The following is a 16,079-nucleotide window of genomic DNA, read 5'->3' as shown; positions in this document are numbered from 1 at the left end:
GAGAGAGGGTTGAGTCATGGCAAAAGAGTATGATGCACAGAATATTCAGGTACTAAAAGGCTTAGAGGCGGTGCGTGTGCGCCCCGGTATGTACATCGGATCGACTGGGCCAGATGGCTTGCACCACATGGTCTATGAGGTGGTGGATAATAGCATCGACGAGGCGCTGGCGGGTTTTTGTACGACCATCGTTGTGGCAATCGAGAAGGATAATATCATTCGCGTGGAAGACAACGGCCGCGGTATTCCTGTCGATATGCACGAAGGTGAGGGTATGAGTGCCCTTGAGTTGGTCATGACGCGGCTGCATGCTGGTGGTAAGTTTGATAAAGATACCTATAAGGTGTCAGGTGGATTGCACGGTGTCGGTGTCTCGGTGGTTAATGCATTATCACATTGGCTGGAGGCGACAGTCCATCGCGATGGCACGATCTATCAACAAAAATTTGCACGCGGTATTACCCAAAATGCTTTGCAAACCCTTGGTAGCACCACAAAAGTGGGCACAACCATTCGCTTTCATGCCGACAATGAGATCTTTACTGAGACGACACATTATAGTTTTGATGTCTTAGCCATCCGCCTGCGTGAGCTGGCCTTCCTCAACAAGGGTATCCATATTACCTTAATTGATGAGCGTGAAGGCGAGGAACAGGAGCGTCTCTTCTTTTTTGAGGATGGTGTCTCGGGATTTGTCCGCTATCTTAATAAGGGAAAAAGCGTCTTGCATCCGCACCCTATCTATCTGGAGACCGAAAAAGAGGGCGTTCTCCTCGAGATTGCCATGCAGTATAACGATAGCTACAGCGAAAATATTTCTACATATGTAAATAATATCAATACGCGCGAGGGCGGTACGCACCTTACGGGGTTTCGTAGCGCCTTAACACGTGCGATTAATAAGAGTTTTGAGATTAGCGAGGCGGATAAGAAGGATGCAAAACTCAAAGCAGGGAAAAAAGTTAAAACAGAAGAGATTGAAGGGTCGGGTTTCTCCGGTGAGGATGTGCGCGAGGGACTGACGGCGGTGATTAGCATTAAGGTTCCCAACCCACAATTTGAAGGACAGACCAAGCAGAAGTTGGGTAATAGTGAGGTGAAGGGCATCGTTGACTCGGCGGTGTATGAGCGTTTGATGCTCTATTTTGAAGAGAATCCATCGATTTTACAGGCAGTGTTGGCGAAGGCGATGTTAGCCGCGCGTGCCAGAATTGCTGCGCGCAAAGCCCGAGAGCGCGAACGTAAAAATGTCTTATCTGGTGGTGGCTTGCCTGGGAAGTTGACCGACTGTAGCGAAAAAGATCCGCAAAAGTGTGAGGTCTTTATCGTTGAGGGTGATTCTGCGGGTGGATCGGCAAAACAGGGGCGTAATCCTGCAATTCAGGCGATTTTACCGCTGTGGGGTAAGATGCTCAATGTGGAGAAGACACGCCTAGATAAAGTGATTGATAATGAGAAGTTACAACCGATTATCTTGGCTTTAGGGGCAAGCGTGGGCGAGGAATTTAACCTTGAAAAACTTCGCTATCATAAGGTTATTATTATGGCTGATGCCGATGTCGATGGTAGTCATATCAATACGCTCCTCTTGACCTTCTTTTTCCGCTATATGCAGCCACTCATTACGCATGGACATGTCTATTTAGCGTGCCCACCGCTCTACAAAATGATGAAGGGAAGCGGAAAGAGTAAAGAGATCTTTTATGCCTATAGCGATGAGGAGCGAGATGGCTTGATGCGCGAGCACGGCTTTAGCGATAAGGATGATATTCAGCGCTTTAAGGGATTGGGTGAGATGAACTATGAGGAGCTTTGGCGCACCACGATGGATCCTAGTCGTCGTCGTTTGAAGTTGATCAAGCTTGAAGATGCGGTGGAGGCTGACTTGGTCTTCTCGATGTTGATGGGTGATGAAGTGCCTCCCCGTCGGCAATTTATCGAAGAGAATGCGCTTTATGTTACGAATTTAGACATTTAAGGATTATCTTACCTAGAAAAGAGAAAGCTCCCCATCGGGGAGCTTTCTCTTTAAGATCATCATGCGCTTTAAGCAAGATTGGTGTAGATAGTTTTGTCTCTGATTGGGTCTGATAAGTGGGTGATGCTCACCTGATTTTTCGCATCCGCAAAGCCAAAGACCATCCATGTAATATAGTATTCGACATTTTTACCATTCCTAGTGATGAAGGTTTTTGTCGCATATGGTGCTTTATCCACATCAGCTGTTTCCCAGAAACTAAGCATACCAAAGAGAGAGTGGGTGGAGTGTGAATAGGTTTGTACTCCCGCAGGGGTGGTAAGCTCTGGTATACGGAAGCTAAGGTCAAGTTTAATCATGCCATCTGGGTATCTATTCATTCCACTGGAGTAATCTTCCTTGATCGTGATATAGGAAGCCCACTTCTGGGGTTCAAACACTTCTCTAATAAAGTCTTGGTACTTACCATCAAAGTTACTCTTGCTATAGATCCCTTCGGGTAGGGTGTTTAAAAGCTCTTGGTTCGCGGCTTTGGTTACGACAATCGCGCGTACTTCTATCCGATTCGTGCCTTCAATGGGAGCGATGGTCATGGTGACGGAATCTGCACCGACGATAACCTCGGGGGTTGGGTAGGGATCAGGTTGTTCCACGGGCGGTTTAACGTTGAGGTCGTCGTCATCTGGCCATGGATAAGGATCGGCGGGAGGGTTACCTGAGTTACAACTAACAATAAATAAGCTCATACTTACTAGGGCGATGAGGGGACGTAAGAAGCGATTTTTCATGAAATCTCCTTAAATAAAATTAAGTATAGCATATTTGTGGTATAAGATCAATAATTTTATTATTATAAATTATAATAATGGTTATATTTAATAAATATAATAAAATGTAGCGCAAAAATATTATAAAGATACGCTTAAGGATCTTTTTTGTATAATGTAATACAAATAAAAGCTCCCGAGTGGGAGCTTTCTTAATTAAGCATTCTTCGTAAACATTGTTTATGGAATGACGGTATAGAGGCTCAAATCATGCATCTCTTGCCCTAAAACACGCACAATCATTTTGTCTCGATCGTTATTCCAGATATAGCCTTCTAACATCCAGAGGATATAGTATCGATTACCTACTTCTGCAGGAAATTCGCCTGTCGTCATCTCTAACCAGAGGATATCCTCAAGGTGCCAAGTTTTGGTGGGGCTTAGGAGATTACGGGTGCTTGCACCTGCAGTGGTATAGGTTTTTAAGAAATTTACGGGTTGCCCATTAATGGTTGCCTCATAGGTAGCGACATCAAAGGTAATTTTAGCATCGCTAGGATAGGAGGCAACGGCTTCGGTAGCAAGGAGATCGTGATTATAGCCGTTGACGAGCATATCGCTAAAGCCATTGATAAACATCTCGTAAACCTCAAGGTGGAGATATTTTTGTTGATTATAAGGAATTCCGGGGTGAATTTCGAGTGCCGCCAAGATTGTGGCAAACGATTCTTCGGGGAAAATATAACCACGAATGCGCACGTTCGAGATGATATCGCCATCGAGATCAGCATAATCGCTGGTGAGGCTGGTGGTAATAAGGGAATTGGGTGGCTCGGGGCACTCAACTTTTGGGCTACAGGCAACAAAGATACTGAGAAAGAGAAAAGAGAGGAGAGAATATTTTTTCATGAAGATAAGACTCCTAGCATAAGATACTTTTAGGTAGATTGTATGGAATAAATCCATTTTTGTCAAGATAGTGCTTAAGGTTTGTGATGTGATGTTCGATAAGGGAAAATTGTGGATCGACAGTGTAATGCTCTATCGATCCCTATAGAACGGTTTAATTGATAACCGTGTAGAGACTACGTTCGTGCATATCTTGCGCGATAATACGAATCATCCATCGACCGCTATAGACATCAAAGCCCTCTAGCATCCAGAGAATATAATATGTACTTCCGACATCAGGGGAGGGGAGATCGCTATTAGTAGACTCTAGCCAGAGCACATTGCTTAGCGACCAGCGTTTATTGGTTGTTAGGATATTTTGGGTCTTTCCCCCGTTGCTTGTGGTGGTGTGGGCAAAGGGCACTATTTGCCCATTAACGGTTACTTTGTATGTGTCCACGTTAAAGAGAATCTCTGCACCACTGGGATAGGTGGAAACGACTTCTGTAGCAAGAAGATTATGGTCATAGCCATCAACAAGTTGATCACTAAAGAACTTTACAGCCGAATCATACATACCCGTTGTCATGTAGGTTTGCTCATCGCTGACGATGCCCATTTGCCAGCCGAAGATCATTTTGATTGGCTCTAATTGCTCTTCTGGAATAATGTATCCACGGATGCGCAAATCCTGTAAAGGACGTTCTATTCCATCATCCTCATTAATGTTGCTAAAGGAGGTGCGATGAATTGCGCGTGGATCTTCTGGAATAATCGGATCAACAGGAGGATTAGGGTCAACAGGAGGATTAGGGTCAACTGGTGGGTTAGGGTCAACTGGTGGATTAGGGTCAACGGGTGGATTAGGGTCAACGGGTGGATTAGGGTCAACTGGTGGATTAGGGTCAATAGGCAAATCTACTTTAGGGCTACACGCATTGAGTATAGCAAAAATAAATAGGGGTAATAGCATTTTTTTTATCATGAGAAATCTCCTATATGAATAAGAAAGAGTTGGTATACTATTAATTGTATCTAATAAACATATTTTTGTCAAGATAAGTGCTAAAGTGTTCTCTTTTCTTGCCGATAACGCAATACTTTTTAGGGCACAACGGTATAAAGACTCGCCTCATGCATCTCTTGCGCAATGATACGCACGATCATTTTATGCTCTTCATTACTCCAGATGTAGCCCTCTAGCATCCAGAGGATATAGTATTGGCTTCCAATCTTGGGATTATCGCTACCAGATTTCGTCTCAAGCCAACTAATGTCGCTAAGACGCCATGTTTTATCGGCAGTAAGGAGGTTTTGAGTGCGTGCACCTGATGCTGTGATGGTTTGTACAAAATCAAAGGTCTCCCCATTCACACTAAGCTGATAGGTGTCAACATTAAAGGCAATTTGCGAGCCACTTTGATAGTTTTGGATGGGTTGGCTGGCAAAAAGATTGTAATCATACCCATTTTTTAGTTGTTCACCTAGGGTATCAATTGCTTGTTGATAGACGCCTTGGCGCAGATATTTTTGATTGGTGCCTGGGATACTGAGGCTATATCGAAGGAGTAATTTGGTTGAACTAAGTTTACTTTTGGGGATGATATAGCCACGGATGCGTACATCAGAGATAATTTCACCGTCATAATAGGCTTCTTCACTAATAAGATCGGTATGATGAATGGCTTGTGGCTTTTCTGGATTAGGGTCAACAGGTGGATTAGGGTCAACGGGTGGATTAGGGTCAACAGGTGGATTAGGGTCAACAGGGGGGTTAGGGTCAACGGGTGAGTTAGAATCTACGGGAGTTGTGTTGTCAGCAGGTGGCATACTATCCGTTGTGGTAACTTTAGGATTACAAGCGATAAGCATGGTAAAAAGGAGAATGGGTAGAATAAATTTTTGGTTCAAGGGAAAGCTCCTGTGTAAAGATTGAATACTTACTATAAGAATAATGGTAGCCAATAAATAGATTTTTGTCAAGTATGGCTAAAGATTTATGGCTAATTGTTCGATTTATAAAGTAATTTTCCCCTAGATCAAAAGAGCCTCCCGTAGATAGGAGACTCCTTGTTAATATTGAATATTGCATAAATAAGAATTAAGATACTCTATTGAAAACGGTAGAGATAGCCTAAGGTTAAGCCTAGGCTAAGTCCAGTATGCCCATAGATTCGTTCCTCGTGTGGCTCTTCCCAGATACCGTTTTGCTTTGCTACAGTAGCTAAATCTAGTGTGCCACGTAATCCGATGGTAATGTTGTGATTGCCTTGCCCCAAAGGAATATAGAGACCGGTATCAACGACGACGTTTACGCCAATACTGCCTTTAACATCTTCTTTGCTTGCTTTAATTGTCTCAGAGGAGAGTTCAGCGCCTAAGAGATACGTTCTTAGTGTTACTTCTGCACTTTTGGGCGCGGTATTAAAGGTGAGCCCAGGGCCAACACCAAAGTACCACCAGCCAACATGGAATTTAGCGAGTAAGTCCACATCGATAGAGGTATGCGCAGCATAAAACTCTAATTTGCTACCGGTTTTTTCCAGCACATCTCCATCAGTAATTGTCATGTCAATCTCATTCCATGCCCTACGCCCTAGCGTAATCTGTAGGCCAGTAGTTAGCGAAAACCACTGAGCTAAACGTAAATCAGCATATCCACCCAAGGTAAATCCCCCGCCAAAACCGCTCATGATTAGGCTTTTGGGGTGTGCATAGCTATTTAACAACGAATTGGCTTCATTAAAGGCGTAGATCATAGAAGCAATCCCATCGCCAGGCCAGTAAGCATTCCAATTTAACTCCCCACCAATGCGTGCTCCCACGCCAATCTCTACACTGTGTGCTTGCGGATTAACCCACAGCATCCCCAAAGCCAATAGGCTAATGCCTGCTAGGTGTTGAAAAAATTTTTTCATACTTTTCTCCTCAAATAAGTGTAAGCATAGCATAGATAAAATAAAAGATTAATAATTTTATTATTATAATTTATAATAAATGCAATATTTAATAAATATACAATAATATGAAGATAAGATATTATAAAGATAAATTAATCAACTTGTTGTGTATAAAAAATATTTAGCAAAAAATCCCCACTCATCATGAGCAGGGATTCTATATGCTATTCTCTTTTACATTATACTTTGAGCTTAAAATCACGCGCAATATTACGTTCGGTGTCGCGCTCTTTGATGGTTTCGCGTTTGTCGTAGAGTTTTTTACCACGCGCCAAGCCAACCAGCACCTTGACGCGATTATTTTTAAAGTAAAATTTAAGGGGTACGAGGGTAATCCCTTTCTCGCGCACCTTGCGGTACATGCTTTGGATCTCTTTTTTGTGTGCCAGTAAACGGCGCGGGCGATCGGTGAGGTGGTTGTAGATATTTCCGTGCGTGTAGGGCGAGATATTCAGTTTGTAAATATAGAGTTGTTCTGATTCGGTAATTTCACAGTAGGAGTCCACAAAGCTCATGTGTCCATCGCGTAGACTCTTGACCTCGGTGCCCACCAAGGCAATTCCGCACTCCAATTCTTGAATAATTTCGTAATTGAAGCGCGCTTTACGGTTGTCGGCGATGACTCCTGCTGGTTTTTTGGCATTTTTTTTCATTTAAGATGCTCCTAATTCTCTTCCAAAACCACACGAAAGGAGACATACGGACTCTGCCAGTATGGATTTTGCGCACCGCGCGTATAGCTATGGCTAGGAATCATGCGTGGATGGTCGGGTTCAAATCCGCGTACACTCTGTAAAAAGGGGATAAAGACGCTCTGTGCCGTGGGGCGCGTGGCAAAGAAGAGATTCTTGAGGGGGTAATAAGGCTCTTCCATCCACTCGTAGTACTGGGTTTCGATGGCTTGATTTTGGATGAGATACTCCCACTCACTTTCATAGGGTAGACGCGCGCGCCAAGGGAGGTTGCGACGAGAGAGTTCTCGATTAATCAGCTCGATAAAGCGACGTGCGCCTGCCACTGAGACGTAGCTGACTGGTTCTTCTGCAAAGGTTGCATCGAAGCGATTAAAGCCAATCTCTGCTTGATCGTCGGGATTGGGGATATTGGCAAGAATACGATTAAAATCTTGCTGTGTAATGAGTTCTTCTGTGTAATAAAAGCCAGAAAGATTGACATAGCTAGCAAATTCTTTCGGATTATCACTTGCTGGATTACCCATAAGTAGGTGCGTCGCAGGTGCATAGGTAAAGGTGAGATTGAGGATAGAGAGATCATTTCTAGGCGAATCATTGCGCTCAATGGGTTCTTGCGATCGTTCTTTTTGGAAGGCAATAATATCTTCTAATTTAGGCGATTTCGTATCAAATTGAATGCCCGTCATAAGGTTTGGGTCAACAGCTAACCCTTTGTCGGCAAGGGTGCTCCAGAGGGTGATAACCTCCTCTAAGGAGGCTTGATCGCTGACGATAAACCAACTGTCGGCTGCCCAACGCAGGATGTTGCTCTGGTTTAGATCAATATCGCTATGCAGTATGTCGTCTAGGGCGTGAAGGAGAAAGGGTTCACGTGGGAATGTTGGATTATAGCTTGCGCTGTAGGCAAAGGATGCTTCTTTGTAGGATGTTTCTAGTAGTGCTGGCAGATCGATGAGGTTGAGTTGCGGATTGAGGGTAACTTTTTTAGGAAAAAATCGGCTAAAGAGGCGTCTTCCCTTGACGGTAACAACCTCTTCATGATCGGAAAAATGCGGTTTCTTGTAGCGAATGGTGTACTCTCCGGCGGGGACAAAGAGCGTCATGGGGGTAGAGCCAACGCGCTTATCATTAATATAGACACTGGCACGATGGGGTGCGGAGGTGAGGGTAACCTGACTACCGTATTGGGTAAGCCCAGGGTAGAGGCAAAGGAAAAAGAGGATCAACAGGAGGATGATGGCATAAATGACCTTGAGGTAGAGGCGTGGGGGGATACCCAAGAAGGGCTTGAGGGTTACATGAACGTCGGCAAAGTCGGCGAGGGTAAGGTCAGATTTTTTTCGCTTAAACATAGCTTTTATAATAGATAGAATGTGGGAGTTTGTCAAGGGCTTAGTTGCCTAAGCGACGCTCCACTTGATATTGTAGTTTAAGGAGCGCTTTTTGCCAAAATTTGAGCAGACGCTTGCGCTCTTTACGGATCTTTAGAGCGTGCAGAAATCCTTCATACTGAAAACCACTCTGTTGGACAGTGAGGAAGATGGTGTCATTATTTTGGCGAATAAAGAATTTCACCGATGTCTGTAGCGCAAGATCTGGCTGATTCAAGGTAAATTCGAGAGCAACCTGCTCTTTAATATGACGTATTTCGGCTTGCCAGATATTTGTCTCTTCGGTGGGAAAGTAGGTGATGGTGAGATCGAAAGGTTTGCCCACAACGAGATCGCTACTGGTTTGTGCAAACCACAGCGCCCAATTCTCTTGATGTGAAATCAACGGCCAGAGAATGGCTGGCGATCCTAACAATGTCTGTGCACAATCGATATTTTCTAGTGTTGCCATATATCTAGTGTAGCGAGGCTTACGCGATTTGTCAAGAGATAATGTTTGTGATTGACAATTTGGCAAGAATTTGTTATGAATAAAGGGCAAGTCGTGTTATAATGAGAAGAGAGGAGAGGCTGATGTTGTTAAAGGATATGATTGATCATCACTGCCATATGTCGCAGACGTTGGGCGCAGAGCCACAGGCGATGGAGTGGTTGACGCGTGCGTTTGACGAGGGATTATTTGCCATTATCGATGCAGGTGATATTCAATTGAGTATCGCCGATCGTTTGGCACTTTTGTCGGCTTATACGCGCGCCTACCTCGTCATCGGCATGCACCCGCTCGATGTCGATCATCCTTTCAATTTTGAGGAGATGATGGGCGTATTAGATGATCCTAAGGTGATCGGCATTGGCGAGATCGGCTTAGATTATAGTCGAATAGAACACGATAAGCGCAAGCAGCAGGTGGCATTTGAGGCACAATTGAGTTTGGCAGATCAGTATGATTTACCAGCGATGCTGCATATTCGTGATGCCTTTGATGAGGCCTACGCGATGGTGAAGCGTATTGGCGTACCCCGCGTGGTGGTACACTGTTTTACGGGTGGTCGCACCGAGGCCAAGCGTTGGCTAGATATGGGAGCTTACTTGAGTTTTTCGGGGCTGATTACCTTTAAAAATGCCTCCGACATCCAAGATGCGTTGAGCTACACGCCTGCCAATCGTATTTTATTAGAGACGGACTCCCCTTATTTGAGCCCAGTTCCGCATCGTGGTAAGACCAATCATCCGCATAACATGGTGCATGTGTACCAACAGGCGAGCGTCCTCACCAAAACGCCCTTAGAGGCGCTCACCCAGCAAGTGAAGACAAACTTTATGGAGCTTTATCGTTTACACCATATTGGTTAGTACTCTTTTTTTGCATTGATAATTAAGGTTGCTGTGCGTGGATAAACGCAAGCATCGCTTGGGCAAAGGGCTTAGAGGTGTGGGGTGCTTTCATGTCACCGGTGATGGTATGTTCGCCTTGGGTGTTCGTGTGGTTTTCGATACGTAACTCTTTGGCAGTTTGATTCTCCACCCCATAGCGCATAAAGATCTTTTTGGTGTAGCTAGTCTCTACGACCTTGTCATGGTCGGAGGCAATCACAAAGAGAGGCACGCGCATGCGTTCTACGGGATAGGCTTGCAGACGCTTTACCCCAATGGCTAGCGCTTGTGTGGCATGGAGATGCTGGGTGTTGCTCCAAACATGGGGGAATAACCCTTCGGGTGCGGTGAATTTATCTCCATCTACTGATCCATAGAGCGAATCTTTGTAGAGTAAGGTGGCGAGTTTGTATCCCCACTTATTGGTGAGTAACGTGGAGGCGCGATTGGTAGGACGAAAGTTCGGCGCTACAAAGAGTCCTGCGACGATCTCTTGTGGATATTGTTGCATCAGGTGCATCGCCATCACCGCGCCATTGGAGTGGGCGATAATGATCACTTTTTTCCCTAAAATACGCGCGATCTGCATGGCCTCTTCGGCATCTGCGATCCAGTCTTCAAAGGTAACTCCCTTAAAGGCGACGCCACCGCCAGTAATGCCGTGTCCCTTAAAGCGAGTATAAAAGATGTTCGCGCCTAGCGCGTCGGCGAGGAGCTTTGGCACAGGATCGATCTCTTGACGGCTAGCAGAGTAGCCATGAAAGTAGAGAATCACAGTGTCGGTGGGGGTATTGGGCGCATCGTACCAGCGAATGAGCTTTTGCGCGCCGTCAATTACGCCCGCTACCGCGGCCTCTTGTTGCGTAATATGGTTTTCCAATTGGTGGATAGTTATATTAGATAGATCGCTTTTGGCGCCAAGCACTCCGGCAAACGACAAGAGCGCTACGGAGGAGAGAAGGAGATCGTGCATAAATTTTCCTTTATTATTCATAATATCATAAGTGTAGAGAAAAAAGAGAAAGCTGTCAAGTAATTTCGCTAAAAAGACGAAACTAGAGTAGGCTTATTAGCGATAGAGTAAGGAGATGATGCGCGTGCATAAAGTATGGATGAGTATGTGGATGGTATTGGGGTTGGTGGGGTGTAAGCAATCAGGCGAGCAAGGAGCTACTAGCGCCCTCGCGCCGATGAAGGATGTTTCGCGGGTGAGCCAAGAAGCGCCGTTTGATTATCCTTTTGCGGTGGGTTTTGGTGCATCTTGGGAAGATCTCATGCGTGCGGAGGGGATGCAAGAGGCCGATAATGGCAACAACTTTATCGCCATCTATACGTACGATCGCTCTTGGCATGGATACGCAGGCGCGCTCAATTATCTCTATCTTGCGGAGGATGACGCGGTGATTGCCGTCTCCTTTGATATCGCTATGACCGAAGGGGTAGCCCTTGAAGAGATTTTGGCACTCGCAGAGAGGCTCTACCAGCGTGCCACGCCCGAACTTTATGAGGCGATCTTCGCGTTAGAGGCAGGCAAAGGTGCCGAAATTCTCCATGACGAAGCCTCTGGCTATTTTTTCTTCAGCGACATCTACGCAATTCACATCAACCCCGAACCCGACCATCAATTGATTAGTATCGTCTACTCCTACGCTTGTAGTTGTGATGAGCGTTAATTTGGATCTGTTGTCAAAGGCGTAAAAATCGGATAGAATAAAGATCTAAGTGTGAAAGCAACATAATATTGTAAAAGTAGGATAAAAGAGCATGGTAATTTCGTGGCAGTGGCTAAACGAGTGGGTCGATTTATCGGGGGTTAGCGCCCAAGAGCTAGCTGAAAAGCTTACCCGAGCAAGTTGTGAAGTAGAGAAGATTGAGATGAGGAATCGTGCATTAGCGCATGTACAAGTCGCCAAGGTAACGGCCATGAGCCCTCATCCTAACGCAAAGAGCTTGCAAATCGTAACCATCGATTTGGGTGGATCTTCTTCTAGCGTTGTCTGTGGCGCACAGAATATGCATGTGGGCAACTTTGTGGCTTACGCGCCGGTAGGCACACACTTTGATGATGGGATGATCCTATCTAGTAAGGAGATTGCAGGGGTAGCTAGTGCGGGCATGCTCTGCTCGGCTAAGGAGCTTGGGGTGAGTGAGGATCATCAAGGCTTATGGATTTTAGATAGCTATCTTACCGACGCTAACGCACCATTAGGGAAGCTTTTGGTCGATGTTTTGGGGCTCTACAGCGATACGTTGTTGCATATCGACAATAAATCGATCACCCATCGTAATGACCTCTGGGGCATGCTGGGCATGGCGCGCGAGGTGGCCGCGGTGATGGATCGCCCATTTAGTAATCCCTACGATACACCTTGGCAAGAGGCGCGGATGCAATCTTTACCCAGTGTCGCAACCTCTCCTTTTACGTTAGAGATTAAGAGCGATTGTGCCTTGTCGTATGCAGGATTATTGATGGATCATGTGGATGTGGAGCAGGGAAGCCCGTTGTGGTTGCAGTATCGCCTCTACTTACTGGGCTTGCGATCGATCAATATTATTGTCGATATCTCCAATTATGTGATGCTGGAGCTGGGTATCCCTAATCACATTTACGATCGCGCAAAACTCGCCGGCAATCGCCTTGAGGTGATGGAGTTAGCGGAGCCTCGTTCGTTTGTTACGTTAGATGGTCAGACGCGCGATCTTGTGGTTGGCGACGTGGTGATTGCCGATGCACAAGAGGTGCAGATTATCGCGGGGATTATGGGTGGAGAGGCGAGCATGGTGGAGAGTGGCACTAAGGCGATTCTTTTGGAGGCTGCGGTGTGGGATGCGAGCACAGTGCGCAAGAGTTCGCTACGCTTGGGGCTTCGTACCGACTCTTCTACGCGTTATGAAAAGTCCCTCGATCCGCACGCGATCACGCTCACGCTACTCCGTATGAGCGCGTTGATCGAAGAGTTGATGCCTCAAGCGGTTATTTCATCCCCAATCTTAATGGCAAGAGAGGCGCAATCAAGGCCACAAAGCATTACTATCGAGCAATCTTGGGTGCATCGCCGTTTAGGTCTTGAGTTATCCTATCAGAGCATGGCAGAGATTCTCTCCCGATTAGCCTATCACACCGAGCTAACCGATGATGGATTGCGCGTAACGCCCCCTACCTTTCGCGCAACCAAATCGACCGCGATTGCCGAGGATATTTTAGAGGAGATCTTGCGTGTTTATGGCTTTGATCGCATTGTGCCACAACCGCCGCATTTGCCAGTTGCGCCTAACTTCTTGGCTGATTTTGTGCAGATTGAGCGTCGTATTCAAGATTTTATGGTACTCCACGCGCAAGCCTTTGAGGTAATGACCCATCCGCTGGTGGGGCTAGAGTTGTTAGAACGCGCGCACTGGCCAGCGCATAATGAGGCGCTCAAGATGCTCAATAGTACCAATGTGGAGCATGATCGTATGCGCCCGACGCTCGTGGCTAGTTTGTTGCGTGCATTAGAGTTGAACAGCAAACATAGCGATGCTTTTCGCCTTTTTGAGTTGGGTCGCGTGCAAGAGCATGATCCTGTCAACTTTAGTAAAGAGTGCAAGCACTTGGCGATTCTTTACTATGACTATAAAGCATCACCTTTTATGCAGTTGCTCGATCACACACAGGCGCTGGGGCGTTATTTAAATCAGGAGATTAGCATTGAACTTGAACCTAAGGCAATGCCTCTCTATCCTGAAGATTGGTTTGGGCTGCATCCTTACGAACGCGCCTCTTTGTCGGTGAATGGCGTGGTATGCGGTAGTGTCAGCGCGATACATCCGCTACTCTTAAAGGAGTATAAGGTGCGTGGGCATGCTAGCTTGCTCTTACTGGAGATGAGTGTGTTGCCGTCGGCTACGGAGCGCAAGGAATTTCCCTATAAGAGCCTATCGCGTTACCCTAGCTCGCGTTTCGATAGTACGTGGATTTTGAAAGAAGAGCAGAAGACAAGCGATTTGATGGCGGTACTAGCCTCGGTGGATATTCCTTATCTACAGGAGTATTCGATGTTTGATATCTATCAACCAGCGGAAAGCAAGGAGCGTCATGTTACGATGCGCGCGATTTTCGGGTCGCAGGAGGCAACGCTCGATGCCAAGCAGGTAAAAGAGGCAGAAGAGCGCGTGATGCAAGCCTTTAGCGAAGCTGGATATCTCCTTAAGCAGTAGGGATATCGGCTAAGATGAGCCATGTGGGAATAGAGCAGAGTCAAGCCATCGCCACGACGCAGGTGGGGGTTGCCCAGCGTCTGTTGTATACCACGGCGCAGATGTTGACGCTTCCGCAGGTGGCGTATGAGGAGGCACTTGCTTTGGTGGTTGAGGAGAATCTCTTCTTAACCCAAAGCGAGGACTCTTCTGGTTTGCGTGCAGGCGGGAGTGGGAGTGCCGAATTTTTTGAAGAGACGGTAGTAGATCGTCCAAGGCTGAGCGAGGTTCTACTTGCGCAATGGCAATTGCACGCGAGCTCTCCCCTAGCATACGAGGCGGGAGTGCGGATTGTGAGTAATCTCTCTGCGGAGGGCTTTCATCGTTTACCGCTCTCTACGTTGGTTACGGATACGATTTCGCTAGTGATGTTGCAACGCGTGGCAAAGGAGATTTCTCGGTTAGATCCTATCGGTTGTGCGGTGCGCGACTGGGTGGAGAGTCTGTGGGTGCAGAGTCAGGAAGTGCCATTACACGCTTCGTGGGTAGAGGTGCCTGAATTGATGTTTCGTGATGCGATGGGATACTGGCAGGCTGGTGATTGGGCGATGGCTGGTCGGCTCTTTGGGGAGAGCGATGCGGATCTGATGCGTCGTTATCTTGGGCAATTTACCCCTTATCCGGGTTTGGCGTATGATCGTGAGCCTATCGTTTATCGTCAGGTTGATCTCTCTTTGGAGGAGGGTGAGGGTAAGTTTGAGGTTGCCCTCTTGAGTTGGATGGGAGTAGAGCGGTTGTCGCAGGCGGAGTATCAGGGGTTGTTGGCGAAGATGCAATCTCCACAAGAGCTGGCGTGGCTAAGGCGGATGTGGCAAGAGGCCGGCGAGGTGGTGGCCATGCATCGTTATCGGTCGATGCAACTTTTACGCGTGGCGCAGTGCATTGTGGATGCGCAAAGGGAGTATCTGCAACGCAACTGCATGCACCTTGCGCCCTTGCAACTTGATGATATTGCAAAATCTTTGCAGATGAGCATCTCGAGTGTTTCGCGGATTATTAAGGGTAAATCGATCCGCATGATGCATGGGGGAACGCTTGCGCTAAAAGATCTGTTGAGTCGTCGCCAAGAGCATGCTGGCACGCACTATTCGCGCGAGGCGATTAAGCAGAAGATTAAGTATATTTTATATCGCCATTATGGCGAGAGGCTCTCAGATGCTAAAGTGAGTCGTCTGCTAGCTTTAGAGAATATCCACTTGGCTAGGCGCACGATTAATAAGTATCGACACGAAATTCTTTGTCAAAAATAGTTGCCGAAAGTGGATAAATCAGTGTAAAATAAAAGAGAAGGAGTCTAAAAAAGACTCACCATTTAAGGAGGAATTCGTCGTGGATATTGAGATTACTGGTGTACACTATCACGTAAGTGACGCAACCAAAGAGCACATCCATAAAAAGATGGAGCATTGGCAGAAAATGGCGCATACGCTCAACCGCATACACTTATCCATCACCCCTAAGCAGGAGCATCATCATGAAACATTTGAGGTGCATTTACACGCCAAGCTCGATTGGCAACATGCCCCTACGGTCGATATTCGTCGCCATGGGGAGAACCTCTGGGCTGTGATTGATGAGACCTTTGAAGGTTTTTCGCATGCCGTGCACAAACACAAAGATAAGCATACCCACGTCTCCCATGATCGTGTTAATTTAGAGTAATTTTTTAAAAGACAGTTATATTGCAACATTCTATTTTATCCTGCTTTTGTAGAGGCTCTCTTTACAAGGGTAGGATAAAATGCTATAAATAGAGAAGAGAATCTGCTTAGATAAAGGATAATAAG

Annotated in this window: 15 protein-coding genes; 6 read left to right on the top strand and 9 right to left on the bottom strand. The window is 46.3% G+C overall.

The window, feature by feature from the left end:
* The first annotated feature begins 16 nt into the window (after nt 1-16).
* Nucleotides 17-1,978, top strand: coding sequence for a DNA topoisomerase (ATP-hydrolyzing) subunit B (gene gyrB, locus PVA46_RS05860; protein WP_167695821.1), 1,962 nt, complete (start codon nt 17-19; stop codon nt 1,976-1,978).
* Between the two features lie 68 nt (nt 1,979-2,046).
* On the opposite strand, the gene PVA46_RS05855 is transcribed toward gyrB, so the two are convergent.
* The 8 genes from PVA46_RS05855 to PVA46_RS05820 form a co-directional block, all read right to left on the bottom strand.
* Nucleotides 2,047-2,766, bottom strand: a complete 720-nt coding sequence (locus tag PVA46_RS05855) for a hypothetical protein (protein WP_167695820.1) — start codon at nt 2,764-2,766, stop codon at nt 2,047-2,049.
* Nucleotides 2,767-2,985: 219 nt separating this feature from the next.
* On the bottom strand, nt 2,986-3,654 hold the full coding sequence (locus tag PVA46_RS05850; protein WP_167695819.1) for a hypothetical protein: 669 nt from the start codon (nt 3,652-3,654) through the stop codon (nt 2,986-2,988).
* A gap of 154 nt (nt 3,655-3,808) precedes the next feature.
* Nucleotides 3,809-4,621 carry a hypothetical protein gene (locus tag PVA46_RS05845; protein ID WP_212603854.1) on the bottom strand — a complete coding sequence of 271 codons (813 nt, stop codon included), beginning with the start codon at nt 4,619-4,621 and terminating at the stop codon, nt 3,809-3,811.
* A gap of 119 nt (nt 4,622-4,740) precedes the next feature.
* Nucleotides 4,741-5,547, bottom strand: coding sequence for a hypothetical protein (locus tag PVA46_RS05840; protein WP_167701237.1), 807 nt, complete (start codon nt 5,545-5,547; stop codon nt 4,741-4,743).
* Between the two features lie 200 nt (nt 5,548-5,747).
* Nucleotides 5,748-6,554 (bottom strand): hypothetical protein, encoded by an 807-nt coding sequence (locus PVA46_RS05835; RefSeq protein WP_167695818.1) that lies wholly within the window; start codon nt 6,552-6,554, stop codon nt 5,748-5,750.
* 221 nt (nt 6,555-6,775) lie between these two features.
* Nucleotides 6,776-7,249, bottom strand: a complete 474-nt coding sequence (gene smpB / locus PVA46_RS05830) for an SsrA-binding protein SmpB (RefSeq protein ID WP_167695817.1) — start codon at nt 7,247-7,249, stop codon at nt 6,776-6,778.
* An 11-nt stretch (nt 7,250-7,260) separates the two neighbouring features.
* Nucleotides 7,261-8,643 carry a PEGA domain-containing protein gene (locus PVA46_RS05825; RefSeq protein ID WP_167695816.1) on the bottom strand — a complete coding sequence of 461 codons (1,383 nt, stop codon included), beginning with the start codon at nt 8,641-8,643 and terminating at the stop codon, nt 7,261-7,263.
* A 40-nt stretch (nt 8,644-8,683) separates the two neighbouring features.
* The gene (locus tag PVA46_RS05820; RefSeq protein ID WP_167695815.1) at nt 8,684-9,133 is read right to left on the bottom strand and encodes a hypothetical protein; all 450 of its coding nucleotides are present in this window, start codon (nt 9,131-9,133) and stop codon (nt 8,684-8,686) included.
* Between the two features lie 122 nt (nt 9,134-9,255).
* Between PVA46_RS05820 and PVA46_RS05815 the strand changes: the two genes are divergently transcribed.
* The gene (locus tag PVA46_RS05815) at nt 9,256-10,035 is read left to right on the top strand and encodes a TatD family hydrolase (protein ID WP_167695814.1); all 780 of its coding nucleotides are present in this window, start codon (nt 9,256-9,258) and stop codon (nt 10,033-10,035) included.
* Nucleotides 10,036-10,057: 22 nt separating this feature from the next.
* Here the strand turns inward: PVA46_RS05815 and PVA46_RS05810 are convergent, their stop codons facing one another.
* The gene (locus tag PVA46_RS05810) at nt 10,058-11,050 is read right to left on the bottom strand and encodes an alpha/beta hydrolase (protein WP_167695813.1); all 993 of its coding nucleotides are present in this window, start codon (nt 11,048-11,050) and stop codon (nt 10,058-10,060) included.
* Nucleotides 11,051-11,153: 103 nt separating this feature from the next.
* On the opposite strand from PVA46_RS05810, the gene PVA46_RS05805 reads away from it, so the two are divergent.
* From PVA46_RS05805 to PVA46_RS05790, 4 genes are all read left to right on the top strand, one after another.
* The gene (locus tag PVA46_RS05805) at nt 11,154-11,729 is read left to right on the top strand and encodes a hypothetical protein (RefSeq protein WP_167695812.1); all 576 of its coding nucleotides are present in this window, start codon (nt 11,154-11,156) and stop codon (nt 11,727-11,729) included.
* 91 nt (nt 11,730-11,820) lie between these two features.
* On the top strand, nt 11,821-14,253 hold the full coding sequence (gene pheT / locus PVA46_RS05800) for a phenylalanine--tRNA ligase subunit beta (protein WP_167695811.1): 2,433 nt from the start codon (nt 11,821-11,823) through the stop codon (nt 14,251-14,253).
* Nucleotides 14,254-14,267: 14 nt separating this feature from the next.
* Complete coding sequence (locus PVA46_RS05795; RefSeq protein ID WP_167695810.1) at nt 14,268-15,542, top strand: RNA polymerase factor sigma-54; 1,275 nt, start codon at nt 14,268-14,270, stop codon at nt 15,540-15,542.
* Between the two features lie 79 nt (nt 15,543-15,621).
* Nucleotides 15,622-15,954: an HPF/RaiA family ribosome-associated protein gene (locus PVA46_RS05790; protein ID WP_167695809.1), complete on the top strand. Its 333-nt coding sequence runs from the start codon at nt 15,622-15,624 to the stop codon at nt 15,952-15,954.
* The last annotated feature ends 125 nt before the right edge of the window (nt 15,955-16,079 follow it).

It is taken from the genome of Entomospira culicis (assembly GCF_028748145.1).
In the GTDB taxonomy this organism is placed as follows: domain Bacteria; phylum Spirochaetota; class Spirochaetia; order WRBN01; family WRBN01; genus Entomospira; species Entomospira culicis.
Note: the sequence above shows the minus strand (reverse complement) of the source record. Positions and strands in the feature narration are given on the sequence as shown.

Coding starts and splice junctions, on each gene's coding strand:
- pheT (WP_167695811.1), top strand. CDS start 11,821: ATGGTAATTTCGTGGCAGTGGCTAAACGAGTGGGTCGATTTATCGGGG.
- gyrB (WP_167695821.1), top strand. CDS start 17: ATGGCAAAAGAGTATGATGCACAGAATATTCAGGTACTAAAAGGCTTA.
- PVA46_RS05835 (WP_167695818.1), bottom strand. CDS start 6,554: ATGAAAAAATTTTTTCAACACCTAGCAGGCATTAGCCTATTGGCTTTG.
- PVA46_RS05855 (WP_167695820.1), bottom strand. CDS start 2,766: ATGAAAAATCGCTTCTTACGTCCCCTCATCGCCCTAGTAAGTATGAGC.
- PVA46_RS05825 (WP_167695816.1), bottom strand. CDS start 8,643: ATGTTTAAGCGAAAAAAATCTGACCTTACCCTCGCCGACTTTGCCGAC.
- PVA46_RS05845 (WP_212603854.1), bottom strand. CDS start 4,621: ATGATAAAAAAAATGCTATTACCCCTATTTATTTTTGCTATACTCAAT.
- PVA46_RS05795 (WP_167695810.1), top strand. CDS start 14,268: ATGAGCCATGTGGGAATAGAGCAGAGTCAAGCCATCGCCACGACGCAG.
- PVA46_RS05820 (WP_167695815.1), bottom strand. CDS start 9,133: ATGGCAACACTAGAAAATATCGATTGTGCACAGACATTGTTAGGATCG.
- PVA46_RS05810 (WP_167695813.1), bottom strand. CDS start 11,050: ATGAATAATAAAGGAAAATTTATGCACGATCTCCTTCTCTCCTCCGTA.
- PVA46_RS05815 (WP_167695814.1), top strand. CDS start 9,256: ATGTTGTTAAAGGATATGATTGATCATCACTGCCATATGTCGCAGACG.
- PVA46_RS05850 (WP_167695819.1), bottom strand. CDS start 3,654: ATGAAAAAATATTCTCTCCTCTCTTTTCTCTTTCTCAGTATCTTTGTT.
- smpB (WP_167695817.1), bottom strand. CDS start 7,249: ATGAAAAAAAATGCCAAAAAACCAGCAGGAGTCATCGCCGACAACCGT.